The sequence below is a fragment of the Nocardia gipuzkoensis genome, from assembly GCF_021183645.1.
Lineage (GTDB): Bacteria > Actinomycetota > Actinomycetes > Mycobacteriales > Mycobacteriaceae > Nocardia > Nocardia abscessus.
Genome location: NZ_CP089225.1, coordinates 6,477,061 through 6,502,494 on the forward strand (window position 1 = coordinate 6,477,061; position 25,434 = coordinate 6,502,494).

Here is a 25,434-nt window from a genome sequence, read left to right on the forward strand (position 1 = left end):
TATGTCCGCCGGAGACATGGATCGCCGACTTACTGTCCCGCATTCGATAACGGCATACAGCTGGAGCTGAGCTGGCTGGTCCGCGGCTGCGATCGCGATATTCGTGCATCACGACACTTCGTCACACTCGAATACGAGTCGGTGTGTCCAAATGGTCGGAATTCGCAATGACAGTTCACACGGCGTCGACCTGGATATCGGGTTGGCTGCGCTTGCTGAACGTGCGGGCGATGAGCGCCGAACGTAGCTGCCACACACCCGACGTAGTGGTGGGATCGAATCCGGTCAGCTGGCTGACGCGCTTGAGCCGATAGTCGACGGTGTTGGTGTGGATCTGCAACGAGCGGGAGGTGCGTTGGCGATTGAGGTTGTTGCTGATATAACACCGCAGGGTTTGGAGCAGTTCGGGGTGATCGTCGAGCGGGTCCAGCAGCGACCCGAGACTTTCACGACCCGGACCCGGCCGGGTCAGCTGGTACTCCAACGCTATATCGGCGAAACGGTACAGGGTGGGGGCACACTGCAGCCGCCGCACCGTGTCGAGCAGTTCGTGAGCGCGGTCGGCCGCACCGGGCACTTCAGTGGCCGACGCTCTGACAACGGCCGCTGTCAGGGGTACGCGGGCGGCGGCCGACAGCTGGGCGAGCAGTTCATCGAGGCGCTCGCCGCTCAGCGTCGCAGTCGGGATCAGGATCGTCCCACCGTCCACGCTGAGCAGCGCGAGTGCGTTCTCGCCGCAGCGGGTAGCGAGTTCGGCCTGCAGGCGGCGCAGTTTGCGGCGGGCGACGACCTTGCTGTCGAGCATCGGATGCTGCTCGTCGGGGTGTTTCGGAATATCCACTGCCAGAACCGAATACTCGTCGGCGATGCCTATTCCGTGTTCGCGGCCCGTTGTTGCGGTGGCGTATCCCCCCAGCAGCGCGGAGGTGAGGGTGTGTACGGCGGTGTGGTGCTCACTGACTGCCGCCTTGTGCTCACGGACATAGGCTCGGGCGACGGTCGCGCTCATGATGTCGAGCATTTCCACCACCAGTCTCACGCCGTCCACCAGATTGGCGTAGTCCTTCACCGTCACGTTCGCGAAGATGAGATCCATACCAAGCTTCAATCCTTCATGGATGGAATGCAGGATCGTGTCGATCGGCACGCCTTCCCGGGCCCAATCGGCCGCCGCTTCGGCCAGCCGGCCGGTCTTCGCCGGAAGATTCTGCCCGTCCAGCATGCTCATCGACAGCTCGAGGCAGACCCTGGTGATGGCGGCGGCGTCACCTGGGACGACGTCATCGGGGACCAGCTGGCGAGCCACCTCCCGCACGCCCTGTGTGGGTAAGAGCATCGGTTTGCCCGAGACGGTCAATCCATTCCCATGTGCCCCGTCGGCTGTCATCGTCGACTCCCTTCCGCCCAGTTGCTGCGGCTCTACCGGCCGATAGTGCGGTCGGCAGCCGTGCGAGGCGGCCGAACTCCCACGGCGAACGCATTCGACCTGGTCTTTCATCGGTCGTGGTCCAACGATAAGAGGATCCCGAACTCACCTTCCACTCTTCTTTGCCCAACCCCTCGATGTCGGTGAACCACGGCGGTGACCTGCGGCGGAGAATCGTTCGTCACAGGGTTAGAAGAAATTCTTAGGTGGTTACGCAAGACATTCGCTCACTATTTGCGGGAGCGCTCGCAAGCTCTGCGAGCAGCGAACCTCGGCCAGGAGTTGCGCGATCCTTCGGCCGCTAGGGCCAGCAGTGGACGCCAGTCGCCGGAGGCCGATCAGGGTGGAATGCCCGATTCGGTGCGGACTGCAGATCGTCCATCAGATCGGAGAGGTTGAGCGGTCGGCAATGAACGCCGTTGGAGCGGTTTGTTGCCACGCCATAAGCCTCAGACGAGGCGCTCGAAGAGGCGGTGGGCTGGTGCACGCAGTGTCTGCGAGTGCGGCCGGACGAGCTCGCCATCCCGGCCGCCTTCGATTCCAGCCGATCGGCACACACTCCCGGTTTTACCGGCAGGATGCGCTGACACAGTCCTGATGCAGGGATCAGGGTAGTGACGTCAGCTGGGCAGCCCGTACTTCAGCCTCGAGCCATGCGCAGATCATCTGTGCGGTCATCGCGATGGCCTCGCGGCGTTCATGCTCGTCGACCTCCTGGGCCGTTGTGCGTAGCACCGCCGCGAAGCCGATATTGATCAGCACGTATGCCATCACGTCATGCTTGTGATCGTCTCCCGGACCGAGGAGCTGGATCAACAGCACCTTGACCAGCGGACGCAGACGCGGTTCGAACTCGGGAATGCCGTTGGCCTGGAAGTGGACTCCGCCGCTCAGCGTGCGCACCAAATACGCGCTGGCGACCAACTCTTCGGTGAACATCTCCAGCATGTCGGTGAACACCTTCGGAACCGAGGGGAGCAGCTGGGGAATCGGGCGCTGCGACACGTCGGACACCCAGTGCGTGAAGCGCCGCTCCGCGTTTTCGAGAAGGCGCTCGAGCAGCTCATCAACGATCGCGGTCCGATCGGGGAAGTACCGATAGACCGTGCCGATGCTCAACCCGGCCTCCGCCGCGATCCGGTTCGTCGAGGTTTCGGCGATTCCACTCTCACCGAACAACCGCGCCGCGGTGTCGAGGATCTGCTCCCTCGTTTCCTTCGCGCGCTGCTGGGTCGGGCGACGGCGCTGTCGAGCGGCCTTCTGCGGCATCACACTTCCCTGTCTTGTGGTCAAAATGAGCTTTGCTCACTTTAACTTGAGCTGTCGAATATCACTGCCGCTTGTTGTAAGTTGTTAGACCGTTGAAGTGACGGCCGACGTTGCGGGAACGGCCGAACCAGCGACGCGATATAGGTCATGGGCCGGCCACGGAGGTGCTGATGGCGGCTGGTCAGCTGCCCAGAGGTCGACTGGCGCGGGGCGGTCGGCTGGGCCGACTGGTCGCGGGTCAGGCTGTGCGGGGAGTCGGGACTCGGTTGTCTATGATCGGTCGGCCTGACGAAGCCCGGCAGGTACTCGCCGAGCGGTCCGCTTTGCAGGCCGCGCAGCAAATGGTCACTGTGCTCGGTGGCATGAAGGGCGCGGCGATGAAGCTGGGCCAGATGCTGTCGGTTCTGGATGTCGACCTCGTTCCCGAATCTCACCGTGAACTGTTTCGGGTGAAGCTCGCCGAACTTCGAGATCGCGCACCGGAGGTTCCGTTCACCGCGATGCGGAAGGTCATCGAGGGTGATCTCGGGCCGATGTCGCGAGTGTTCGCCGATTTCGAGGAGACGCCGGTGGCCGCAGCCTCGATCGGCCAGGTGTATCGGGCGACGTTGCATGACGGGCGCATGGTCGCGGTGAAGGTGAAATACCCCGGTGTGGATGAGGCCGTCCAGGCGGACATGCGTAACTTGCGGTTGTTCGCCAAGCTGTGGAGATCCGTGCTGCCGAGCGCGGGCGACGCCGCCGTGCTGGACGAGATCGCACGCAACATCGGCGGTGAACTCGACTACCTGCGCGAAGCGAGGACTCAGCATGGAGTCGCGTCGCGCTTTTGCGAACATCCCTTCATCACCGTCCCCGACAGTGTGGGAGAGCACTGTACGCACCACGTTCTTGTGACAGAGTTCGTCGAAGGGAGGTCCTTCCAAGAGATTCAGGCTCTGCCCGGGGCCGACCGAGATCGGATCGGTGAGCTGATCTACCGCTTCTACATCAGTTCGCTGTTCTCCGACTACGAGTTCTGCGGTGACCCGCATCCCGGTAACATCCTTCTGGACAGGGGCGGGCGCCTCGCCTTCGTGGATTTCGGGCTTTATTACCGGATGAATCCCGCGGACGCCGAGTTCGAGCGTGCGTCCCTGCTCGCCGCCGGAGAACACCGGGCCGGGGATCTGTACCAGGCGTGGGTCGGACGCGGCATCATCGACCCGGACGCGAGCGTTACACCACAGGAATGCCTGGAATACGTATGGGCCGCCTCGGGTTGGCAGTTGCTCGACGAGGAGATCACGATCACCCCCGAACTCGCCACCGCGGCAGTGGTGCTCGCCGTCGACCCGAGGGCGGACGAATTCCGGGGTATGCGGCATCAGCTGCTTCCGGCTGAGCACGTGTTCTCCAGGCGGGCGGAGTTGTTCACGTTCGCTGCACTCGGTCAGCTCGAGACGACCAACAATTGGCATCGCCTGGCCCGTGAGTGGCTCTATGGCGAACCTCCGGTAACTGATATCGGGCGGGCGATGGCACAGTGGCGAGCCGGGCAACTGTCGGGGCCACATTCCCCCCGCTGACCAGGTCATCACCGCGCTGCGCAGAAGCGGCGGCGTACGCCGGAATTCGGCGATCGACGTGTGGTCCGGATGGTGCCGGCACCACCATGGGGCGTGAGATCATCTGTCGGACCGGCGAACTCGCACCGAACCGGTCACGATGACCGGTTCGGCGACCTGGTCGGTGAATTCGCTGATGCCGTCGGTGGTGACCTCGAGCACGCAGGCGGTGGAGATGTCGAAGAACAGGCCCGATACCGTCAGGCCGCGGGCAGCGGCGGCCTGACGGATCACCGGGTGGCGTTGCAGGATCTCGAGCTGAACGGCGACGTTGACGATGCTCAGCTGGGCGGTTTCGTCGTATCCTGCGGCCGCCGCAACGGCCCGCACCGGGTGCCCGGCGCGGTAGGCATCCAGGCTTGGGCGGGCATGGGCGAGCCAGGTGTCCAGTCCCGGTCCGCCGGAGGTGCCGGCCAGCAGGGCCTTCATGGCACCGCAGGAGGAATGGCCGCACACCACCACGTTGTGCACTTTCAGGTTGTCCACCGCGAAGGACAGGGCCGCCTCGACCGAGGCGTCCGATCCGTCTGCGGGGTGCAGGTTGCCGACGTTGCGGACGGTGAACAGGTCACCGGGGCCGCTGTTGGTGATCACGTTGGGCACGATGCGCGAGTCGGCGCAGGTGAGGAACAGCGAGTGCGGATCTTGCCGGTCGCGCAGCTGGTCCAGGTGCGGCCGCATCATGTGGGCGTGGCTGCGATGGTAGGCGACCACGCCGGCTGCGACCGCGTCGCCGTTGCGCTCGCGCCACGGGCCGAGCACCTCGTCGAGCATGCTGCGCGCCCGGCCGCGCCGAGGCGGGCCGGTCATGGCGTGTTCCATGCGGGCGGTTCCGATCTCGACGAATTCCACGTTCCCGCCGGTACTTTCGTGTTGGCGGGCCCAATCGCGGATGGCCTCGTAGCCGGCGTGGTCGAGGAAGTCGACAGTCAGCTCCACAAGTACGTCGGTACCGGCCGGCACCGTGACCAGCTCCTTGGTCAGCTTCGGCAGCGCCAGGAACGTGCACGTGCCGTCGACGCGGACGATCCAGCGGTCGGTGCCCGCCACCGGTGTGGCCCGTACCGATACCTTCACCACTCGCCACAGCAGCATCGAGAACGCCATCGCCAGGCCGATCAGCACGCCCTCGAGCAGGTTCAGAAACACCACGCTGACCATGGTCACCGCGTATACCGCCAGGTCGCCGGTGCGATGGGCGAGCTGGATGTGGGCCAGCTTCACCAGCTGGACTCCCACCACGATGAGTAACCCGGCCAGCGCCGACTTCGGGACCTGCTGCACGACGCCGACGAGCGCAATGGAGAACACGAGAATCCACACGCCGTGCAGAATCGTCGAGGCCCGGGTGCGCGCACCGGCGGCCACGTTGGTGGAGCTGCGCACGATCACACCCGTGACCGGGAGGCCACCGAGCATGCCGGAGGTCATGTTGGCCACGCCTTGGGCCAGCAGCTCGCGGTCGAAGTTGGTGCGCCTGCCCGTGTGCAGCTTGTCCACGGCCACCGCTGACAGCAGGCTCTCCACACTGGCGATCAGGGCGATGGTCAGCACCGCCGGCACCACCCCACCCCAGTTGCCGCTTGGCAGGGCGGGCAGGCCGATGGCGTCGAACAGCGAGCTGTCGATCTCGATGCGGTCCGGAGCGCCGGGCAGCACCAGCGACAGCACCGTACCCACCAGCACCGCGACCAGCGGGCCGGGGAGCAGGCGAACCTTGTCGGGTACCCGGCGCCAGGCGACGATGATGCCGATGACGATCAGGCCGATGACGAAGTCGTCACCGTGCGGGTTGAGCAGCTGACCGGGTAGTTCGGTGATGTTCTCGAAGGCCGAGCTGCGCGACGCCCCGCCCAGCAGTACGTGCACCTGCTGCAGTGCGATGGTGACACCGATACCGGCGAGCATGGCATGCACGACGACCGGCGCTATCGCCAGCGCGGCACGCGCGATCCGGCTCACTCCGAACATGATCTGGAACAGGCCGGCCGCAGCGGTGATGAAACAGGTTGTCTGCCAGCCGAACTGGTGAATGGTCTCGGCCACGACAACGGTGAGGCCGGCCGCCGGCCCGCTGACCTGCAGCGGGCTTCCACCGAGGAAGCCGACCACGATTCCGCCCACCGCGGCCGCGATCAGGCCGGCGGCAATAGGGGCGTCGGAGGCGATGGCAATGCCCAGCGACAACGGCAGGGCGACAAGGAACACCACGATCGAGGCGGGCAGATCATGGCTGGAGATCGACGAAAGCCGTTCGGACCAGGGGCTCCCCGGTGGGGTGTCCGATATAGGGGTCGCATCGGTGTCGGGGGACATATTTCTCCTTCACCAGGCCTACGGGCCGGTCCGGTCGGGGAACGTGTTCTCCAGGCATCGAAAGCAGCTGCGGGACCACGGTTCCGAGTGTCCGGCAGCCTCTCAGGCATGAGGAGTTTTCCAAGATCAAAGTACTGGCAATAGCGCAGCGAAAAGCGGGCCACAAGAATATTTGTGACTGGCTCTATTTCGAACGACAGCGTCTTCCTCGGTGTCACAACGCGCCACCGGCAAAGATTTGGTTTCAGCGGTAAGTCTTCATGTGACGGCGGGTCCGGTGACAAACTACGGGAATGCTGTACCAACAACAGCTGCACATCTGCCATGCGGTCCGCGCCGCATCTACCGCGGGCTTCTGCGCGCGGCGAATGGGGCGAGTGGGCGACCGCCGCCGTGCAGAAGGCTCGCCTAACTTCGCAGGTACCGGGGTGTGGCGAGGCAGGCCCTCCTGGTGACCTCGAGATATTCGATGTCAGCGACGAAACGCCACAATCAATGGGTAGGACTATCGTGTACATTCGGGTCACAGTTAGTGTGAATGCCACTTGATACTGTGATGATCCACGACGGATTCAGAAAGAGTTGATCTAGAAATCCAGAGTTTGGAAAACGATGTGCAACGGCTCCCGAGTTCGTGATCTGATCGTTCCGTCCCGAACCCGGGAAATCCACATGAACACGACTGAGGATGACTGTATGAACTCGAGAATTATTCGCCCGCTCACCGTCGTCGCATTCGCGCTGTCCGCCACCGCCCTCGGCGTCGGCACGGCCTCGGCAGATGCCTCCACGGCGACCCCGGTCGCGGGCTCGGTGGAAGTATGCATCCCCATCCCGGTCGGCCCTGTCGAGCTCAGCTTCTGCCTGTAACCGGCTAGCCCGAGTAGCACGCGGCGGTGGCGACATGGTTCATGATGAGCACGACGGCGTGTTCCAGTTCGACGTCGTCATCGCCGCGCAGCCTGCGCAGCAAGATCGATCTGGCGCCCGGTCGAGCGCCGAGGCCGGACGCCACCCATGGATTGTTCCCGATCGGGTGAGTAGGAGTTTTATGTCGGCCGTTGATACCGCGGACGCCACAGCACTGGCCGCCACGGCGGCGCGCCTGCGCATTGCGTTGACTGTAATTCTGCGCCGCACCCGGAGGGATCCGAACGAGTGTCAATTGTCCGCGACGCAGTGGGCGGTGCTGGGACGCTTGCATCGATGCGGAGCCATGGCCGCTGTCGATCTGGCTCGCCTGGAGATGTTGCGCCCGCAGACGATGCGCAATGTGGTCGACGGGTTACGAGATCAGGGGCTGATCGTCGGCGTACGCGACCCGATCGACGGACGCCGCGTGAACCTGGTGCTCACCGACGATGGCCTGGCTTGGGTGCTCGGGCAGCAGGGGTCTCTGAACAACGCTCTCGCGCAGGTTTTGTTGGAGAGCTTGCCGTCCGGCGAACTGAACAAGGTGGACGAAGCGCTGGATCTACTGGAGAAAATCGCTTACGGGTGATCTATCCATGCCGTGCACCCGCCTGCGGCAGGCGAGCGCTCGGCCGATAGTGTGCGCTGCACTGTTCACCGGCTGTCGGAAAATCAGGTCGAGGCCCGACCGCGATTGTGAACTATCACTATCGCTGGCCAGCCACCCTCCCGAAATTCACGATCCTCGGATTGAACCGTTCTCGCAGATCCTTTTCCGGTTACGCTGGAGCAATAGCGCAGTTAACGGGGATGGAAGGAAGTCGACTATGCCCACCACCACTCCACGCCGGCAACGACTCACTGTATCCGGTCGACCCATATCGCCGCCGTTGAAAGACGTGCGGGCGTTGTCGCGGCAGATGGTCGGGCATTTTGTCGAAACCGTCGCCCCCTGCGGCACCTTGCCCGGTGACGCGATTCATGGCGACATCACCATCATCACACGCGTGTGCCTGGAACTATCTCGAAGCCGCGCCCACTGCTACGTGCGCGTCCATACGGTCGACAAACGGCCACCGCCATATGGGTAGGAGCGGCGCGGCCGAGTCAGGGATCTCAGCAACCCCACGCTGAAAAACCGGTCAGCCCTTTGACCTTCGTCGCCGCGCAGTACTTCGTCGGCATGATGCCCCCTTCCTCACGACCTCGGAAGCATCTCGGTTCATACAACCACTATGGATTTCAACCACGGGTGAGGTAAGCCGCTCGGCGGGTCCATCCTCTGGGCATTTCCCGGCGCCGCCGTCATCGGCGGCGTACCTTTCCTGCCCGTAACGATCCCGCTGCACTTCGTGACCAACGGGTGAAGTCTCGCCCCAGCAGTACGTTGCCCACCGCCACTGCCACCGAAAGGATCACGGAGTCCGCACATATCGCGGCGGCCCACGCCGCGAACCAGGTGTGAAATCGAAACGCCGGTGAGTCAGCTGATTTAAACTTGAAGCTTGTCTGTTTCGGATCCCGTAATGGTCGCTTGGTAGCATATCAACATTGTAGAACGTGCTCTGGCGCAACGCCTTTCCCCGATACTGTGACGATGGAGCAGCTGAGTGATTTTTCACCGTGCAATGGCTCGGAGCCCGCTCTCGCGGGGCAGGCAACGATCGGCGACGCAGCCATCGAAAAGAGGCCGTCGAGCGTGCTCGTAGTGGGTGCGGGTATCGCGGGATTGACTGCGGCACAATCTCTTCAGAAGCTAGGCCACACGGTGACCGTGCTGGAGGCGCGCAACCGGATCGGCGGCCGGATCTGGACCGACAGCGACGGTGTCGACCTGGGCGCACACTGGATACACGGTACGGAAGGCAATCCGATCACCGAATTGGTCGAACAACTCGAAATCCCGCATAGTTATGTCGGCGGCGACAGTTCCTATACCGGGGGATTCGATAGTTTGACGCTGTTCGGACCCGATCGGCAGATCAGCCCCGCGACGGTGAAGAACCGGACACTGGAACTCGCCGACAAATTACTCCACGAACTGGAGCGCCGCGCGGAGATCGCCCGCCGCAGCGGACATCCCGATGTACCGCTCGCTGCGGTCATCGACCAGGTCATCGCTGAAGCGGGCCACACTCATGACGATGAACAGGCCATCCGCTATCACCTCAATGTGATTCTGCGCGAAGACGTCGGTGAGGATCCCGGCGGCCTGTCGTTCAAGTTCTGGGAGGACGGCTACCGTGTCTACGGTTATGGCGACAGCGTCCTGCACGGCGGCTACCAGGCGGTGGTCGATGCACTCGCCGAGGATCTGACCATCGAGCTGGAAACCGTTGTGCGCCGGATCGACACCGGCGACGGCTCGACACCGGTGCGGGTGACAACCGACCTCGGCGTCCACGAAGCCGACAAGGTGCTGGTCACCGTACCACTCGGTGTCCTCAAGTCGAATGAGATCGAGTTCAGTCCGCTACTGCCGGAAACCAAACGCCGTGCCATCGACCGCGTCGGGTTCGGCACGCTGAACAAGATCGCCTTGCATTACGACCGAATCTTCTGGCCTGCGGAGCAATACGTCTTCGGCTATCTGTGCCGTGAGACCGACAGTTACCCGACCGTTGTCATCAGCATGTGGAAGTCGCACGGCAAGCCGATTCTGGTGCTGCTGCTCGGCGCATCGCTCGGGCGCGACTTGGAGTCTTGGACCGATGTCGAGGTCCAGGATTACGCTATCGGCGTCGTGCGGGATATCTTCGGCACGAATACTCCCGACCCCAGGCGTGTTTCCCGAACGGCGTGGTCATCGGACCCCTACGCGCTCGGTTCCTACGCCTGCATCGGTGTCGACGCTTCCCCGCGCGACCTCGACGCCCTCGCCGAACCCGTCGGCGCGCGCCTGTTCTTCGCGGGCGAGGCGACCAACAGTTACCACTGGGGCTGCGTCCACAGTGCCTACGAGTCGGGTCTACGCGAAGCGGCCCGAATCGCCGACGACCCGTCGCTCTACAGCCCGCCGAGCACCGAGACCTCGCGCCGACAGCGCCGCGATATCGACCGCATGAAACGCTTTGCGCGAATGCGTATGAAGCACCTCAGCTTCGACTGTCTGAGAGCTCGCGTGGCGTGCCTCAGCGATGGCGTCGACCCCTTCGGCGTGCCGTTGTTCGCGCCCCTTGTCGACGCCGACCTGGAAACCCTTGCCTCAATGTTCGATGAACTCACCTACGCCCCCGGCGACCCCATCTGCCGCGAAGACGACACCGAACACGGCGTCTACGTCGTCGCCGAGGGTGACGTGGAGGTCGATTTCGGCGGTGTCTACGACCGCGTCGTGCTGGCCAGAGGCAGTATCCTCGGCGGCCACGACCTGTTCTTCGACGCCAGAACCGCCACCGTCACCGCCGTGACCGCGGTCCGTCTCTACTACCTCGACCACTACCGCTACAAGACGTTTCTCTACGCCTTCCCGGAGGTCATGATGATGATGCTCGCCGACCTGGTCACCCGCTGGGAGCAACTGGAACAGGTCCTCGGCGCCGCGGCACTGACGGGGGCACGCCGAATGCTGCGGTTCAGGCACGGCGGCGACATCGCGTCCTGACGTACGCGCCGTCCAGGGGAGGCGAGCCCATTTCAGGTGCGGCACCGGTCCGACGGCGGAGAGAGGTATAGCCAGCGTTGCTCGCCTCTGCCGCCCGGTCGTGTGCGGGCGAGACCGGACTGCGAATTTCGCCTGGCCGAAGGGCGATGCGTGCGCGCGGTGCGCCGGTCGTCTCCGCAACGCCGCGGGGTGTGGGGAACCGGTTCCGCGGTCGGCAGCCAGTTAGTGTCTGGAGCGGACATCAGGCAAGCAGGAACGACCAAGGAGACGCATGTTCACTCGATATCGTCTGGCCGGAGCCGTTGTTCTCGCAAGCGCGTCGCTCGGGGTGATCCCGTTCGCCGCTCCGGGCGTCGCTGCGCCGCCCGGTGGCACTACCGCGGCCCCCATCATCACCTGCACCGAACACGGCACCGTGAACTGGGCCGGATCGGGGTTGGGTGCGATGCCGTCGAAGGTCGAGTGGACAGCGACCGCCCAATTCACCGACTGTATGGGGACTGCCGTCGACGAGGGGGAGCCGTACCCGGTGAGCATGGACGAGCAGGGCTTCGAAGTCGCATCGTGCGACGGGAAAGTCAGCATCCACCAGGGCACCGGGACCATCACCTGGTCCGATGGCAGCACCAGCACGATCAGCAGCGCAGCCGCGGGCAATCAGAGCAAATCCAAGGGCTCGGGTCCGGCCTTGTTCCCGATCGTGATCGTATCGGGTACCTACGCGGGACATACCGCATCCGATGACAATACCGTGACCACCGACCATTCCTGCCCCGGAGTCACCGAAGCTGAGCTGGTCGGCACATTCACCGTCTACTGAATGCCCGAGATAGGTGCGTACGCCGCCGAAGGCTGCTTCGGCGGCGCTCGCCACGCAGTGTCCAGCGCCGCTGTGGCGAAGTGTGGTGATGGTGCTGGACGGTTGGCGGTGCGTCGGTGCACCACTGCGCCTCACGCATTCCGCTCGCCGGCGACCTGGCGCTGCTCGAACCGGATGGCAAGCGGGCCATCAACGAGACGCCGGCCGGCAGCGGTGGCGGAACCACCCGATCTCGGGCAACGCCGCACCGGCCTGGTCACCGCGGCCGAGTCAGTGTCGTGCGATGCCTGCGTGTTCGCTCAGCAGCGCCCACGCGGCGGCGACATGCTCGCCTCGGGTGGCAGTGCCGCCGATGGCCAGCCGAAGTGCGAATGCACCACGAACCTTCGTGTGTGACAGAAACACTCGTCCGGTCGCGTTGACCGCATCGAGCAGTTCCCGATTCGCCGAATCGTCTCCGCGCAACCGGAAACAGATCAGCGACAGCGGATGTGGAGCCAGCACTTCGAAGCGCTCATTCGTTCCGACCCAGGAGGCGAACTGCTGGGCCAGTGCCACACTGTGCCGAATATGCTCGCGCAGCCCGGCCGCGCCGTACCAGCGGATCACCGCCCACAGCTTCAACGCCCGGAACCTACGTCCCAGCGGCACCTGCCAATCCCGGTAGTCCACTACCGCACCCGATTCGCTCGCACCGTTGCGCAGGTATTCCGGCAGCACCGACAGCGCGCCGGTCAGAGCGCCGCGATCGGCGACGTAGCAGGCGTCGAAGTCCAAGGCGGTGAGCAGCCATTTGTGCGGGTTGGTCGCATACGAATCGGCGAACTCGGCCACGCCGGCGTGGATCCACCGCAGCTCCGGACATATCGCGGCGACACCCGCGTACGCGGCGTCCACATGCAGCCAGGCGCCGTACTCGCGGCAGACCGGGCCGATGAGACCCACCGGATCTATCGCACCGGTGGACGTCGTGCCCACCGTCGCCATCACCAGCACAGGAGTGAACCCGAGACCCACGTCATGTTCCATTGCGGAACGAAGTGCCTGCGGGTCCATCGACAGGTCGGCGCCGGTCTCGATGAAACGCACTGCCGAGGAGCCCAGACCGGTGATGCGCGCGACCTTCTCGAAGCCGCAGTTGGCCTCGGCGGAGGTGTAGACGACGTAGCGGCCTCGGCCGATACCCTCCCGTGCCACCTGCCCGCCAGAGGCCCGGTGCAGCGCCGCGAGCAGCGTGACCAGCATCGCGGTGGAGGCACTGTCCTGAACGACCCCGCCGCCGGTGCCGGCGAAGGTGAAGCGTTCGGGCAGGCCGATCAGCCCGGCAAGCCAGTCGAGGACATGCTGTTCCAACTCGGTACAGGCCGGACTGGTCTGCCAGAGCATCCCCTGCACGCCCAATCCGGAGGCCAGCAGATCGGCCAGCGCCGCCGGACCCGACGCACCCGTCGGGTAGTAGGCGAAGAAACCCGGATGCTGCCAATGCGTCAAGCCGGGCACGATAATGCGATCCATATCGTCGAGCAGGTCGGGAAACGGCTCACCCAACTCCGGTGGCGCTGACGGCAGTTGCGCACGCACCGCACCGGGCGGCACCGTCGACAACACCGGCAGGGATTCCACCCGCTCCCAGTAGTCGGCCACCCAATCCACCACCGCGCGACCGTGTTCCCGAAACTCCGCCGCAGTCATATGCCGAGGCGGCGCATCGTCCATGGGCTGCGTGCACAGGGCGCAGGGCGCGCTCACGTCCTGGTGGGTGTGGAGCTCCGAAGGGGTGGTCGCCACAGTGAAAGGGTAGAGGTCGGCGCACCGATCGGTGTCGATGCGGTGGCAACGCGTGTCGCTCGGAGGAATCAAACGACAAGAACACTCGGTGACGCGACCTACTGACGTGAATGGCGAATCACCGTGCCGAGCTCCAGCGCCCGATGAACGCTTCAGTGGGTCGAGTCCAGTTGACAAGCACCTCATTCACGGCCACGTCACCACGTGGGTGCGCGCTTCAAACCTCTCGGCTACGCCGCAGTACTGTCTGACGTCACCGCGAAGCTTCCGGCGGTGGCAGGGCAGCGGGCAGCGGCACGGGCGCTGTTTGCGCCGAAGTGCCGAACACATGACTCCCGGAAGTTGGACCGGAGACCGGTCGAGCAGCCTAGGTGGGTGAGCACGGCTGTGTCTTCGTGATGTTGGCGGACATAGGCCCGCTCGACCGTCTTTCCGAACAGCTGGCAGACGTGGGCACGCACGGTCCCAGTGATCGAGTACGCGTCGACGGCCTGTCGGGACTATCTGGATGCTCGGCAGCGGCATGCGCCGCTCACCGTCCGGGTGTCAGGCAAGACGGGCCGGGCCCCGCGCGAGCGAGCACGTGGTGACCGAACGCGCCGAGTGAGCAAGCTGACCAGGCGGACTGCTTCGGGCGACGGACTCCGGGCATCCGGCCGCTGTCTCGGTTCAGGAACCCGGCTCACTCTGGGGCTCGAACTTGGCAACGAGCCAGACTCTCTTGATCTCCCCTTCGGGGTTTTCGAAGTACGGCTTCACTTCATCCTTGTCATCCAGGAAACCGCTGATGGTCACCAGATATTCGGCGCCGTCGACGCGCACGATGTCGTTCTCGTGAACTACCGGCGGTCTCACCACATCGGGGACGTCGCCCGGCTGGTTGGGCGTCTCGTCGTGGCGGAACCGCAGAGTGAACGTGTGGTCGAATCCCTCGTCCCGGAAGTCGACGGTGACCTTCAAGAAGACCGAGAACTGGCTATGTGGCAGATGAATTCGACGGTTGTAGTGTGCGAAGATGCCGAGCCGGAAGTTCTGGCCGTCGAGGCGCGCGTCGACATCGGTGAGGCCGGTGAAGTCGTAGCCGCTCTTGTCCTCGTCCTGGCCGCCGCCCCACCTGATACTCGATTTGATGCCCGTGCTCGACCTGACTCCGGGCTGCCGCAAACCCTCGAACTGCGCTTCGTCCACGCTGACGCGCGTCCAAACACCCCTGGTGTCGACTTTTCCCATGACAGACTTGCCCCCTTGTTTCCGGATCGATCGACGAACTGTCTATCCACCGCGAGACACATCATCCTCCACAGAGGGCAACATGTCACCGAAATCAATTGTGCACCAACGGGCTTTGGTCGATGCGCTACTCGGCCGATCATCTGTCTGTGACCTCGCTGCCAGTTTCTGACGTAGGCGCCGAGCCTTGCCCGCACCGCCCACTGGCGGTGTCGCGATCTGCACCGAGCGGCCTGGGCGCAGCGGCACCAACCAGGCATCAGGTCCGGCCACTGTCGGAGAGTTGTGGTCATGGGTGGGCGCCACCGCGAAGCCAGTCGGCCCACGGGATGCTCCAATCGCCGTTGTGCCAGATATCGAGGGGGTCGCCGCCGGTGTTGCGGACCTCGACGACGTCGCCGGGGATGACGAAGTCGTAGAACCATGTGGCGTCGGCAGGGGAGAGGTTCAGGCAGCCGTGTGAGACGTTGGTGTTGCCCTGGGCCCACATGCTCGCAGCCAATTCGTGCACGAAAATCCCGTCGTGGCTGATGCGGACCGCATGGTTGATGCTCGTGCGGTAGCCGAGCGCGGAGTTGGTGGGCAGGCCGTAGCTGGCGGAGTCCATGATCACCGGGTCATTCCGGTCCAGCACGGTGTAGATGCCAGGGCGAGTCCAGAACGACATGACTGTGCCGCCGACGACCGCGGTGCCGCCCATGCCCATCGAGGTCGGCATGGTGCGCACCAGGTTTCCGTTGTCGAAGACCTCGATCTGTTTGGTGTGGTCGTCGGCGATCGCGACGTGCGCGGGCCCGATGATCACCGAAACCCGCTGGTCACGTAGGCCGTAGCGGCCCTCGCCGAGGTCGCGGCCGAAGAGTTCGGCCGCGACCGTGATCCGGGTTCCCGGAGCGTGATAGTGCTCCGGCCGCCAGTGTGCGTTCTGATCGTCGAGCCAGTACCAGGCACCGTTGACGGACGGCTGGGTGGTGATTTTCAGGTGGCGTTGCGCGGCTGCCCGATCGACGGGTTCGTCGAAATGGGCGACGAGCACGAAACCGACTCCATAGGTGTCATTTTCGGCCAGATCGACGAGATCGGCAGAGCGCAGGGAGACGTCGATGAGCTGTCGCGGTGCCACCGTGGTGCAGGTTGCCGTCGCGGTGACGTCGCCGGTTTCGCCGTGAGCGACCGCTGTGGCGGTGTAGGTGTGGCCGTAGCCGAGTGGTTCGGTGCTGGTCCAGGTTCGATGATCGGGTGCCGATGCGCCCGGCAGCGTTCTGCCCGTTTCATCGATCCATTCGACCGACCGCAGCGTCCCGCCGGTGACGGCGATCGTGCCGTGGCTGCGCGCTTCGACCTCGTGGGTGCCTGGTGGGGGGTCGAATCGGATGGTGGCGGGTTCGGGTGGCGGCGCGAGTTCTCGCGACCATCCCCATCCGGCCAGGGCGAGACCGCCCGCACCGGCGAAGCCGATCAGCAGCCGACGACGTCCCGATGCCACCGTCTGTCTCCCTTCTCCGGGGTGCTGGGCCGACCTCTGTCCGCCCAGCATGCGGCAGCTACGCGCGGGCCGTGGCACCGACGACCGGCATCTCCACCGATCCGCCGCACAACCGATACCGTTCCTCGATCGATCCGGGCCTCGTGCGGGGACGTGGCGGCGGGCGCGGTCCGCGATCTGGCGTCGGGAGACGTAGCCGCGGTCGTCGAACAGCACGATGCGCAACGAGCCGCGCTTGCCGTGCAGCCGCACCTGCTCGCTGTACGGGCGCAGGTCAGTTGGACGAGGAGAGGCCGGGTGCTCAGTGCTCGGTGGCCGCCCGCAGGACTGAACGGATCGGCGTGGCGGGACGCTGGAGAAGGTTTTCGAGCTGGCCTGCGGTGGTGGCGAATTCCCCGCGGCGGGCAGCCCGGAACATGCCCAGGAGCATGGCGGCCCGGTCCTCGGGGACGCCCTGAGCGACCAGGGACGCGGCCCATTCGGAGTCCTCGGTGACGACCCGGCGGATCGTTCGTCCGGTCTGTTCGGTGAGGAGGGCGGCGATGTCGTCGAGGTCGAGGGCGTCCGGCGCGGTGAGCGGCGGCGTCGGCCCGTCGAACCGGCCCTCGTCGGCGAGGATGATCGCTGCTGCTTCGGCGAGGTCGGCATGGGTGGTCCAGGAGACGGGCCCATCGGCCGGTGCGAGAAGTTCGCCGGTGTGCAGCGCCCGGCCCAGCAGGAGCGGGACGGTGCCGGCGTAGAACCCGTTGCGCAGTGCGGTGAACGGTGTGCCCGTCGTCGCCAGGTAGCGCTCGGTCGCGGCGTGGTCCGGCATGGGAGCGAACACCGAATCATCGGCGGCGGCCTGGTGGCTGGTGTAGAGGATGCGCCTGGCGCCGGCAGCGCGTGCGGCGTCGATCGCCGCGACGTGTGCAGCGCCGGCTGCCGCGCCGGTCCGGTTCACCGAGACGATCAGCACTTGGCTCGCGCCTTCGAAGGCCTCGGCGAGGGATTGCGGGTCGGTGAAGTCGCCGCGCCGCACCCGCACTCCACGGGCGGCCAGCTCGCCCGCCCGGCCGGTGTCGCGGACGCTGACGCCGACTCGGTTGGCTGGCACCCGTTCCAGCAGCCGGTCGAGGATCTGGGAGCCGAGTAGTCCGGTGCCGCCTGTAACGATGATCATCACCACTCCTTAACGTTGATATTATCGATGTTAGCACCATTGATATTAGCGGCGGTTAGACTGGCCGGATGGAGTCGAAGTCGAGCAGCGCAAGCAGGCACGAGACCCGGGAGCGCATCGTGGAGGTGGCGGCGCGACTGTTACGCGAACAGGGCCCGCACGCTGTCACCACCCGTGCGGTGGCGCACGCGGCCGGCATGCAGGCGCCCACCATCTACCGGTTCTTCGAGGACAAGGAGGCGTTGCTGGATGCCGTCGCCGAGCACGTTTTCGCGACCTATGTGGCCGGCAAGACGCTCGTCGACCAGGAGGGCGACCCGGTGGCCGATCTTCGCGCCGGATGGGACATGCACATCGACTTCGCCCTGACCAACCCTGCGGTGTTCTCGATGCTCAACCGCGGGACTGCCTCACCGGCAGCGGCCGCCGGGCTGCAGGTGCTGCGTGCGCGGGTGCACCGCGTGGCGGCGGCCGGCCGACTTCGGGTCGGCGAACGCCGCGCCGTCGATCTCATCCACGCCGCCGGGACCGGCGCCGCGCTGGCCCTGTTGTCCGTCCCGCCACAAGAGCGTGACCTCGGGCTTGTCGAGGCGATGTACGAGGCGGTGACCCACGCGATCCTCACTGAAGTCCCACCGCTTTCCGTGCGCGACACCACCGCGACGGCGGCCGCTCTACGAGCTGCCGCACCCGAACTGCCGATGCTCACCGACGCCGAACGCGCCCTGCTATCGGAATGGCTGCAACGAACCGACCAGGACCTCACCGGCGGCGACATCCCACACCGTCCGAGCTGAGATACCGAGTGGGGCCGGGTCCGCGGCTACGGCAGCCGCGCCGTCGGACCCGCCACCGCTGAAATGCGCAAGTTGGAGGCCCCGCCTGTGACTGTCGGCGGAAACGGCTCTCCTTGATGCGGGTAGGTACTGGCGGGCCGGTGCGTTACGGGAGGTAGACGATGCGGTCGTCCGTCGCCGCGCTCCATGTTTCGTTGACCTGCGCCAGTGGCACGGGACGTGCCTGCACGTCGATCGCGCCGGTGTGTACCGCGACGGCGAGTTCCGGCAGTTCCGCGAGGAAGTCGCGGGGGGAGACCGAGCCGATACCGCTGCCACAGATTTGCAGCCGGGACGCGCGCAGCAGCGAGGAGTGGACGGGAATGGTCCGACCGGCGACGGATCCGATCTGGATCCAGTTCAGCGGGGTGCCGCGGTCGCGGCGGGCGGTGATCATCGCGGTCATCGCACGGGCGGACGGTTCTCCCCACACGTAGTCGAGGACGACGTCGACGTCGGCGGCGCGGTCGGCCAGGTCGAACGTCACCGTCTCGTCCGCGCCCAGGTCGTGCAGGGCGGCGAGCCGGGAAGCGTTGCGTCCGGCGGCGATCACGTACGCGGCACCGAACTGCTTGGCGATCTGTACCGCCATGCGTCCAGCGCTGCCGGTGGCGCCGAGGACGAGGACGCGTTGACCCTCCCGGAACGCGATGCGGCGGCGCAGCGCGACCCAGGACGACATCGCCGGGTTCATCGCGGCGGCGATGCGCACCGGATCGACGTCGCCCGGCAGTACCACGCTGCGACGGGGATCGATCACCGTGCGCTCGGCGAGCGTGCCCAGGTCGCTGTCGTCCAGGACCGTGTACCTGAGATTTCCGTGCTGGTCACGCACGACGCCGTCGACGCCGGGAACGAACGGGAGCGTGCCGGTGCTGCTGTAGTGCGTGCCGTTCGCCCGAGCTTTGACCAGTGGATGCAAACCAGCCGCGAGAACGTCCACGACCATCTCGTTCTCCCCTTGGGCGACCGGGGTGGGGTACTCGCCGTACTGCGGCGGAGCGTCGAAGCTGGTGACGATCGCGGCGTGCATGGCAACTCCTCAGATTTGGTTGGTATTGCAAACTATAGTGGATTTAGTTGGTAATGCAAACCATGTCGCATAGGATTCCCGCATGGGATCTGACGACGCGCTCGAAGACGCTCTCGTCCGGACGTCCTTCCGGGTGATGGCCGTGCTCACGCGCATCGGTTCGGAGCACGACCTGTCGCTCACGCAGCTGCGGCTGCTCGGTCTCCTGCGCGACCGCCGGCCGCGCATGACCGATCTGGCGGCGTTCCTGGGGCTGGACAAGTCCACGATGTCCGGTCTCGTCGAACGGGCGGAGCGCCGAGGTCTCGTGGCACGGGGCAAGTCGCCGGAGGATGGCCGGGTGGTCGACGTGTTCATCACACCGATGGGCAGCGAACTCGCGCAACGGGTGCAAGAGGAGATTCGCGCGGCTCTCGCGCCCTACACGGACCGTCTGCGTGCGGACGACCGCCACATGCTCACGCGGTTGCTCGACTCCCTTTCCGGGACGCCAACAGGGCACCGTGGGAAAGATGGGTCGACGGACGCGCTGTGAGTCCAGTACGGGTGAGCCCCACCCACACTGGCCTGTTCGCCTGAACTCGCCGCCGTCCGCGGACCCCGGAGGATCATCGGGGCTCACCGGCCGATCAATCAGGGAGTGATCGGGTCGGCTCCTGTAAAGCATCGTGGCTCGCTTCGAGAACTCCTTTCTTGTCGTCGCGGGCCTGCTTCACGAAGGCTCGCGCGCGGCAGTACTTATCGGCGACGTCGTTTGCGGTGCCGGGTTCGAGTACGGCGTCGAGCAAGGTGCCCTCCCGGATGGGATCGAGGTTGGGCCTCGCTCCTGCACGGAGAGGCGGGGTTGGCTGCCCTTATGGGCAAATCGGGTTGTGCGGGGCGTGCGGAACGTACGATCGATCACGCTTGCGTCGGCCGCGATTGAGCGGTCGCAGGCTCATTCGCCGCGGAGGCCACCGATGCGCATTGCCGAGAATTACGAGACCACCGCGCAGGTGCGTCCGGCACATCACTCGCGCACGTCCGCGGGGAGTCCCGGTCCGGGAAATATCGCCCTGCTACAACGGTCCGCCGGGAATGCGGCGGTCGCTCGATTGCTGGCGGGGCAGGTGACGGTGCAGCGGTGCGGGGCGACGCCGTGTGAGGAATGCGCGGAGAAGGCGCACGAGCACGATCGTGAGGCGGAGACCGTACAGCGGGTGTGCGACCCGAGCACGCAGAGTTGCCCGCCGGTCGATCCCGGCCCCGGCGCGGATGTCTCGGCGGTCGATTTCGACCTGCTGTCGACTCTGGCGCAGATCGACGCGCAGCGCCCGACCACGAACCCCGCGATGAACCGCGTGCTGTCGCGTGCCATTTCGGCGTCGGCGCTGGCGGGGGCCGCACCGGTGGTGGCTTATGCCGGAATGGTCGGCGTCGGCAGCGCGGGCGCGAGCTCGAGCGTCCCGACGGGGCTGCTCGCCACGGAAGCGCTTGCGGGCGAAGGCATTGCCGCCGCGCAGGGGCTCGCGGCCGCGCAGGGCGTCGCGGCGACGAGCACGGCGGTGGTCGAGGGCGGTTCGCTGGGGGCGACGCTGATGAGCGCCGGGGAGGGGCTGCTGGCGATCGAGGCGGCCGGCGGCGCGGAGATCGAGGCGGCCACCGGGCCGCCCGGATGGGTGGTCGGCGCGGTCGTGCTGATCGCGGCGGGTGCGGCGATCGGCGCCGGGTACATCCTGCTGCGCCACCCGGATACGGTGCGTGCCGCGAACACCACGAGCACACCGACCACTGCCCAGGTGACATCCACCCGCCGATACCCGAACCAGACCTGCGAGAACGAGGTACTGGATCGGTTGCAGGCCGAAAAGGAAAGGATCTGCGGTCGCATTCCCGGGCAGAGTTGCAGTCCGTCCAAGGTGAGCCCGAAGAAGCTCGACCGGATGCCGTGCTCGTTGATCCGGTTGCGAATCCAGGCGCTGCGGGATTGCCTGGCCATCCGCAACGACATCCAGAACCAGTGCTTCGGCGGTGTGCCCGACCCCCGCCACCAGCAGGCCATCGCCGAAATCCAGAACGCGATCAATCAGTGCCTCGCGCTCGAGGCGGTCAATTGCGCGCCGGGGCATCCGATGGCGAATCAATGACCGCGGGCGACCTTTTCGCGCTCATATCCGACCACGACGTGGCCGGGGTTGCCGCGGCCCTGGCCTCGGGCGCTGACCCGAACGGTCTCCAGGACCGCGCACCCCGCTGGCGGCCGTTGCACGCCGCGCTCGAGGAGTTGGAGAGCGGCGGCTCGACCGACGTGATCGTCCTACTCCTCCGGCACGGCGCGGATGTCGACGGGTGGGATGACGACCGCGATGCCACGCCGCTGCTGATGGCGTTCTTCCGCGAGCAGTGGGCGGCGGTGCGGCTGCTGGCGGCCGCGGGCGCGTCCATGGATACGGTCGGCTCGGAGGGCGACACGCCGCTGCTGTGCGCGGTGGAAACCGGTGATCTCGAACTCATCCGGCTGGTGCTGCTGTGCGGTCCCGGCGCGACGCTCGAACGCCCGCGCGGGCTGGACGGTGACACCCCGCTCGGGCTCGCGGTGCGCCGAGGCGATGTCGCCGCCGTCCGCGCTCTGCTCGCGGCGGGCGCGAACCCGAACACCCCCGACGCCGACTATCGGCGCGCCCTCGAACGGCTGCCGGAGCGCACCGACGAGAACGCCGCCGCCGTGGACGAGATCGCCGCGTTGCTGCGCTCCACCCGCGCTCAACCTTTCTGACGGACGGCCTTCTCGACCACTCGCTCGGCAGAAGACCTGGCCGCGCACCTCGTGCTCATCCATGGATTCAGTACGGCGGCAAAGCCGCTGCTCGTCTGCGTTGCGGTCGGCTGCTCAGCCGGCGCTACGGGCGCGGGCGATTGCCAGCCCGCCGATGATCATGCTGATCGACCCCACCACCAGTGCCACCAAGGCCCCGCCGAGGCCGTTTCCGGTGCCGATGCCACCGTCGGCGGTGGCCACGATCAGCCCGCCGAGGGCCACGGCCAGCAGGCCCGCCACCAGGGCTACGAGGGCGGCGTTTCTGCTGTTGCCGGTTCCGGAACGACGGGTGGAGCGGGTGAGCGCCGACCCACCGATGCCCACGCCGATCAGCCCCACCACGGCGGCAACGATGGCCCCGAGTCGCCCGGAACTCATGGCGGACACGCTGGCGGCGGCCGACTGGGTCGAGGCGTGCGCGGCCGCCGGTGAGCTCAGCGCGAAGCTTCCGAGCAGGACCGCTGTGGCGCCGAGGAGGTGACGGACGGACATGAGGTGCTCCTTCGTCGTGCGACTGGATGTCTTTCGATGATGTCGGCTGAACAATCGCGAGACATCCTGCGGGCGTGGGCAATCAGCTCTGCGACGGGTGCCGTAGCGACTGCCGCGGATACCGCAGGAAAGCCGTGAAGTACTGCGTTCGCGGTAGCCGGTGGATCGTCTTTCGGCAGGAGTTGCCCGCGCGAGAATCCAGCTAGGGTGCTCGCATGAGCAGGGGATCGATCGCGGACTGGGCGATCGCGGTCGGGTTGGCGGCGATCTTGTTCGTCACCGGTCTGGCCGAGCAGCACTCACCGACGGATCTCGACCCGCTGGGTTACGCGTTGCTGATAGCCGGCGGTTTGGCGCTGGCCGCGCGACGCTGGGCTCCGGTCGCCGTGCTGGCCGTCACCGGGTTGTGTGCGTTGGGCTATCAAGCCGTCGGTTTCGACGTGCCCGCTGTCGCGTTCCTGTTCGCGGTATACGCGGCGGTGCGGGCGGGGTACCGCATGATCACAGTGGCGGCGTCGGTGGCACTGTTGGCTACTCTTCCGCTCGCGGCGCTGGCTTCGCTGCACGACACGAGTGCGGCATTCGCGCAGGCTCGGGGCGCGCTCGAGATCGCGTGGTTGATCGCGGCCGGTGCTGCCGGGGAAGCGCTGCGGCAAGCTGAACAGCGCGCCGACGAGGCCGAGCGCATCCGGGAGGAGACCGCACGGCGCCGCGCCGACGAGGAGCGGCTGCACATCGCGCGGGAGTTGCACGATTCGCTCACCCACCAGATCTCGGTGATCAAGGTTCAGTCCGAGGCCGCCGTCCACGTTGCCCGCAAACGAGGCGAAGCGGTGCCGGAGGCATTGCTGGTGATCCGAGATGCCGGTCGAGAGGCGGCCCGGGAACTACGCGCGACCCTGGAGGCGCTGCGCGACGACGATGTCACCCCGCGGCACGGGCTCGATCATCTCGCAGACCTGGTGGAGCGAGCCCGAACGGCAGGGCTGGATACGAGCCTGACAATCGAAGGGCAACGCCGGGAATTGCCACTCGCAGTGGATCGGACCATCTACCGGATCGTTCAGGAATCGCTCACCAACATCACCCGTCACGCTGCCGCAGCGACAGCGTCGGTCCGGATCGTCTATCGGCCCGACACTTTGGTCATCCGAGTCGACGATGACGGCAAGGCCACCCCCGGCAGCGCCCCGGTAGGCGGTGTCGGGCTGCTCGGGATGCGGGAACGGGTCACCGCCCTCGGCGGTCGCTTGCGGGCGGCGCCACGCAGCGAAGGTGGCTTCTGCGTGCAGGCCGAGCTTCCCGTGGACCGAGCGTGATCCGCGTCCTGCTGGTCGATGACCAGCCGCTCGTTCGCGGTGGGTTCCGCGCGCTGCTCGAGCTCGAGGACGACATCGAAGTCGTAGCCGAGGCTGCCGACGGGAGCGAGGGCCTGAGGCTGGCCAGGCAACATCTGCCCGACATCGCGCTCATCGACATTCAGATGCCGGTCATCGACGGCATCGAGATGACCCGGCGCATCGCAGCCGACCCGGCCCTGGCCGGGGTACATGTAGTCATCCTGACCAACTACGGCTTGGACGAATACGTCTTCGATGCGCTCCGCGCCGGTGCGGCCGGATTCCTCGTCAAAGACATTCAGCCCGACGACTTCCTGCACTCCATCCGCGTAGCCGCGCGCGGCGATGCCCTGCTCGCACCGTCGATCACCCGTCGGCTGATCAATCGGTATGTCGCCCAGCCCCTGCACACCGGCACCCGCACGGGACTCGAAGAACTGACCAACCGCGAACGCGAGGCCGTAACGCTGGTCGCGCAAGGCCTGTCCAACGAGCAGATCGCGGGCCACATGGTCATCAGTCCGCTGACCGCCAAAACCCATATCAACCGAGCGATGACGAAGCTTCAGGTCCGTGACCGGGCCCAACTCGTCGTCCTCGCCTACGAATCCGGCTTGGTAACCCCACCCAACTCCCGACCTCCACGGCCTGGATAGCCGATACATCGGGGCGATCACGATGGTGATCGTGAGCCGGCTCCGATCGCCAAGCCTTCCAGAAGGTCGTGCACGAGACTCGCCGCCTGGCCGCGAGCGCGTTGCCGGTCGTCGGTCTCGGCGATGGTCAGCGACAGTTCGGTCAGGGCGCCGTAGAAGGCACTGGCGATCAGTTCGGCGGGGTATGGCCGGATGAGCGCGGTGTCCAAGAGATTCCGTACTGCCTCGACGACCAAGCCGCCGAGATGACGCTGATCCAGTTCACGCCAGCGCTGCCAGCCGAGCCCGATCGGTCCCTGCAGGAGCACGACGTGCCGGTACTCGCGTTCGGCGCAGACGTCGAGAAACTGCTCCACGCCACGGTCGACACGTTCGAACGGGTCCGAGACCGATTCGATCGCGGTTCTGATGCGCTGTGCCGCTCGATTCTCGAGATCGTCCACGATCGCTTCGAACAGTCCGCGCTTGCCGTCGAAGTGGTGATACAGCGCACCGCGAGTGAGGCCGGCGGCGCGCACCAGCTCCTCTGCTGAAAGGTCCGCGTAGTCACGCTCGGCGAACAACCGCCCCGCGGTGTCGAGCAGCGCCTGGCGGGTGTTCTCCGCGTACTTCTCGCGCAACGCTTCCATACATTATGGATATCACATACAGTGTGTATGT

The 25,434-nt window shown here is 65.9% G+C and carries 21 protein-coding genes and 1 pseudogene; 12 read left to right on the forward strand and 10 right to left on the reverse strand.

The annotated features are described in order from the left end of the window. Positions 1-175: 175 nt before the first annotated feature. Both LTT66_RS29525 and LTT66_RS29530 read right to left on the reverse strand, forming a co-directional pair. Positions 176-1,387, reverse strand: a complete 1,212-nt coding sequence (locus LTT66_RS29525) for a PucR family transcriptional regulator (protein ID WP_233061846.1) — start codon at positions 1,385-1,387, stop codon at positions 176-178. A 645-nt stretch (positions 1,388-2,032) separates the two neighbouring features. After that, entirely contained in the window at positions 2,033-2,695 is a 663-nt protein-coding gene (locus LTT66_RS29530) for a TetR/AcrR family transcriptional regulator (RefSeq protein ID WP_408638691.1), read from the reverse strand. A 170-nt stretch (positions 2,696-2,865) separates the two neighbouring features. Here LTT66_RS29530 and LTT66_RS29540 point away from each other — a divergent pair, with 170 nt between their 5' ends. Then, positions 2,866-4,263 (forward strand): ABC1 kinase family protein, encoded by a 1,398-nt coding sequence (locus tag LTT66_RS29540; protein ID WP_233061847.1) that lies wholly within the window; start codon positions 2,866-2,868, stop codon positions 4,261-4,263. Between the two features lie 99 nt (positions 4,264-4,362). Here LTT66_RS29540 and LTT66_RS29545 read toward each other — a convergent pair whose 3' ends face one another. After that, positions 4,363-6,618, reverse strand: coding sequence for a SulP family inorganic anion transporter (locus LTT66_RS29545; RefSeq protein ID WP_233061848.1), 2,256 nt, complete (start codon positions 6,616-6,618; stop codon positions 4,363-4,365). Positions 6,619-7,314: 696 nt separating this feature from the next. Between LTT66_RS29545 and LTT66_RS29550 the strand changes: the two genes are divergently transcribed. The 5 genes and pseudogenes from LTT66_RS29550 (at position 7,315) to LTT66_RS29570 (ending at position 11,954) form a co-directional block, all read left to right on the forward strand. Continuing rightward, complete coding sequence (locus tag LTT66_RS29550; RefSeq protein WP_181721898.1) at positions 7,315-7,488, forward strand: hypothetical protein; 174 nt, start codon at positions 7,315-7,317, stop codon at positions 7,486-7,488. A 34-nt stretch (positions 7,489-7,522) separates the two neighbouring features. After that, a complete protein-coding gene (locus tag LTT66_RS29555) occupies positions 7,523-8,119 on the forward strand; it encodes a MarR family winged helix-turn-helix transcriptional regulator (protein WP_233061849.1) in 597 nt (198 codons plus the stop codon). A gap of 238 nt (positions 8,120-8,357) precedes the next feature. Next, positions 8,358-8,561: pseudogene (locus LTT66_RS29560) on the forward strand (PucR family transcriptional regulator); the annotation flags it as partial. A gap of 503 nt (positions 8,562-9,064) precedes the next feature. Next, positions 9,065-11,134, forward strand: coding sequence for an FAD-dependent oxidoreductase (locus tag LTT66_RS29565; RefSeq protein ID WP_233061850.1), 2,070 nt, complete (start codon positions 9,065-9,067; stop codon positions 11,132-11,134). A 271-nt stretch (positions 11,135-11,405) separates the two neighbouring features. Next, positions 11,406-11,954: a hypothetical protein gene (locus tag LTT66_RS29570; protein WP_233061851.1), complete on the forward strand. Its 549-nt coding sequence runs from the start codon at positions 11,406-11,408 to the stop codon at positions 11,952-11,954. 270 nt (positions 11,955-12,224) lie between these two features. Here LTT66_RS29570 and LTT66_RS29575 read toward each other — a convergent pair whose 3' ends face one another. From LTT66_RS29575 to LTT66_RS29590, 4 genes are all read right to left on the reverse strand, one after another. After that, positions 12,225-13,610: an aminotransferase class V-fold PLP-dependent enzyme gene (locus LTT66_RS29575; RefSeq protein WP_233061852.1), complete on the reverse strand. Its 1,386-nt coding sequence runs from the start codon at positions 13,608-13,610 to the stop codon at positions 12,225-12,227. Positions 13,611-14,411: 801 nt separating this feature from the next. Continuing rightward, complete coding sequence (locus LTT66_RS29580) at positions 14,412-14,972, reverse strand: choice-of-anchor K domain-containing protein (RefSeq protein ID WP_233061853.1); 561 nt, start codon at positions 14,970-14,972, stop codon at positions 14,412-14,414. 289 nt (positions 14,973-15,261) lie between these two features. Beyond that, the gene (locus tag LTT66_RS29585) at positions 15,262-16,458 is read right to left on the reverse strand and encodes a L,D-transpeptidase (RefSeq protein WP_233061854.1); all 1,197 of its coding nucleotides are present in this window, start codon (positions 16,456-16,458) and stop codon (positions 15,262-15,264) included. Between the two features lie 301 nt (positions 16,459-16,759). Beyond that, positions 16,760-17,620, reverse strand: coding sequence for an NmrA family NAD(P)-binding protein (locus LTT66_RS29590; RefSeq protein WP_233061855.1), 861 nt, complete (start codon positions 17,618-17,620; stop codon positions 16,760-16,762). Between the two features lie 68 nt (positions 17,621-17,688). Between LTT66_RS29590 and LTT66_RS29595 the strand changes: the two genes are divergently transcribed. Continuing rightward, a complete protein-coding gene (locus LTT66_RS29595) occupies positions 17,689-18,417 on the forward strand; it encodes a TetR/AcrR family transcriptional regulator (RefSeq protein WP_233061856.1) in 729 nt (242 codons plus the stop codon). Between the two features lie 145 nt (positions 18,418-18,562). Here LTT66_RS29595 and LTT66_RS29600 read toward each other — a convergent pair whose 3' ends face one another. Beyond that, on the reverse strand, positions 18,563-19,489 hold the full coding sequence (locus tag LTT66_RS29600; RefSeq protein ID WP_233061857.1) for a quinone oxidoreductase family protein: 927 nt from the start codon (positions 19,487-19,489) through the stop codon (positions 18,563-18,565). A gap of 82 nt (positions 19,490-19,571) precedes the next feature. Between LTT66_RS29600 and LTT66_RS29605 the strand changes: the two genes are divergently transcribed. From LTT66_RS29605 to LTT66_RS29615, 3 genes are all read left to right on the forward strand, one after another. Beyond that, positions 19,572-20,024 (forward strand): MarR family winged helix-turn-helix transcriptional regulator, encoded by a 453-nt coding sequence (locus LTT66_RS29605; RefSeq protein ID WP_233061858.1) that lies wholly within the window; start codon positions 19,572-19,574, stop codon positions 20,022-20,024. Positions 20,025-20,448: 424 nt separating this feature from the next. After that, complete coding sequence (locus LTT66_RS29610; protein ID WP_233061859.1) at positions 20,449-21,615, forward strand: hypothetical protein; 1,167 nt, start codon at positions 20,449-20,451, stop codon at positions 21,613-21,615. Then, positions 21,612-22,244 (forward strand): ankyrin repeat domain-containing protein, encoded by a 633-nt coding sequence (locus LTT66_RS29615; RefSeq protein WP_233061860.1) that lies wholly within the window; start codon positions 21,612-21,614, stop codon positions 22,242-22,244. The genes LTT66_RS29610 and LTT66_RS29615 overlap by 4 nt, the downstream gene beginning before the upstream one ends. Positions 22,245-22,358: 114 nt before the next feature. On the opposite strand, the gene LTT66_RS29620 is transcribed toward LTT66_RS29615, so the two are convergent. After that, the gene (locus tag LTT66_RS29620; RefSeq protein ID WP_233061861.1) at positions 22,359-22,778 is read right to left on the reverse strand and encodes a DUF6223 family protein; all 420 of its coding nucleotides are present in this window, start codon (positions 22,776-22,778) and stop codon (positions 22,359-22,361) included. Between the two features lie 215 nt (positions 22,779-22,993). Here LTT66_RS29620 and LTT66_RS29625 point away from each other — a divergent pair, with 215 nt between their 5' ends. Both LTT66_RS29625 and LTT66_RS29630 read left to right on the forward strand, forming a co-directional pair. Beyond that, positions 22,994-24,097: a sensor histidine kinase gene (locus tag LTT66_RS29625; RefSeq protein ID WP_233061862.1), complete on the forward strand. Its 1,104-nt coding sequence runs from the start codon at positions 22,994-22,996 to the stop codon at positions 24,095-24,097. Then, complete coding sequence (locus LTT66_RS29630; protein ID WP_233061863.1) at positions 24,094-24,774, forward strand: response regulator; 681 nt, start codon at positions 24,094-24,096, stop codon at positions 24,772-24,774. The genes LTT66_RS29625 and LTT66_RS29630 overlap by 4 nt, the downstream gene beginning before the upstream one ends. Positions 24,775-24,791: 17 nt before the next feature. Here LTT66_RS29630 and LTT66_RS29635 read toward each other — a convergent pair whose 3' ends face one another. Continuing rightward, the gene (locus LTT66_RS29635; RefSeq protein ID WP_233061864.1) at positions 24,792-25,403 is read right to left on the reverse strand and encodes a TetR/AcrR family transcriptional regulator; all 612 of its coding nucleotides are present in this window, start codon (positions 25,401-25,403) and stop codon (positions 24,792-24,794) included. Positions 25,404-25,434: the final 31 nt, after the last annotated feature.

What these genes read in the sequence shown, in the direction of transcription:
- LTT66_RS29600 (WP_233061857.1), bottom strand. Translation starts at nt 19,489, where the DNA reads ATGCACGCCGCGATCGTCACCAGCTTCGACGCTCCGCCGCAGTACGGC.
- LTT66_RS29625 (WP_233061862.1), top strand. Translation starts at nt 22,994, where the DNA reads ATGAGCAGGGGATCGATCGCGGACTGGGCGATCGCGGTCGGGTTGGCG.
- LTT66_RS29570 (WP_233061851.1), top strand. Translation starts at nt 11,406, where the DNA reads ATGTTCACTCGATATCGTCTGGCCGGAGCCGTTGTTCTCGCAAGCGCG.
- LTT66_RS29595 (WP_233061856.1), top strand. Translation starts at nt 17,689, where the DNA reads ATGGAGTCGAAGTCGAGCAGCGCAAGCAGGCACGAGACCCGGGAGCGC.
- LTT66_RS29580 (WP_233061853.1), bottom strand. Translation starts at nt 14,972, where the DNA reads ATGGGAAAAGTCGACACCAGGGGTGTTTGGACGCGCGTCAGCGTGGAC.
- LTT66_RS29540 (WP_233061847.1), top strand. Translation starts at nt 2,866, where the DNA reads ATGGCGGCTGGTCAGCTGCCCAGAGGTCGACTGGCGCGGGGCGGTCGG.
- LTT66_RS29635 (WP_233061864.1), bottom strand. Translation starts at nt 25,403, where the DNA reads ATGGAAGCGTTGCGCGAGAAGTACGCGGAGAACACCCGCCAGGCGCTG.
- LTT66_RS29525 (WP_233061846.1), bottom strand. Translation starts at nt 1,387, where the DNA reads ATGACAGCCGACGGGGCACATGGGAATGGATTGACCGTCTCGGGCAAA.
- LTT66_RS29590 (WP_233061855.1), bottom strand. Translation starts at nt 17,620, where the DNA reads ATGATCATCGTTACAGGCGGCACCGGACTACTCGGCTCCCAGATCCTC.
- LTT66_RS29615 (WP_233061860.1), top strand. Translation starts at nt 21,612, where the DNA reads ATGACCGCGGGCGACCTTTTCGCGCTCATATCCGACCACGACGTGGCC.
- LTT66_RS29550 (WP_181721898.1), top strand. Translation starts at nt 7,315, where the DNA reads ATGAACTCGAGAATTATTCGCCCGCTCACCGTCGTCGCATTCGCGCTG.
- LTT66_RS29605 (WP_233061858.1), top strand. Translation starts at nt 19,572, where the DNA reads ATGGGATCTGACGACGCGCTCGAAGACGCTCTCGTCCGGACGTCCTTC.
- LTT66_RS29620 (WP_233061861.1), bottom strand. Translation starts at nt 22,778, where the DNA reads ATGTCCGTCCGTCACCTCCTCGGCGCCACAGCGGTCCTGCTCGGAAGC.
- LTT66_RS29530 (WP_408638691.1), bottom strand. Translation starts at nt 2,695, where the DNA reads ATGCCGCAGAAGGCCGCTCGACAGCGCCGTCGCCCGACCCAGCAGCGC.
- LTT66_RS29555 (WP_233061849.1), top strand. Translation starts at nt 7,523, where the DNA reads ATGGTTCATGATGAGCACGACGGCGTGTTCCAGTTCGACGTCGTCATC.
- LTT66_RS29545 (WP_233061848.1), bottom strand. Translation starts at nt 6,618, where the DNA reads ATGTCCCCCGACACCGATGCGACCCCTATATCGGACACCCCACCGGGG.
- LTT66_RS29610 (WP_233061859.1), top strand. Translation starts at nt 20,449, where the DNA reads ATGCGCATTGCCGAGAATTACGAGACCACCGCGCAGGTGCGTCCGGCA.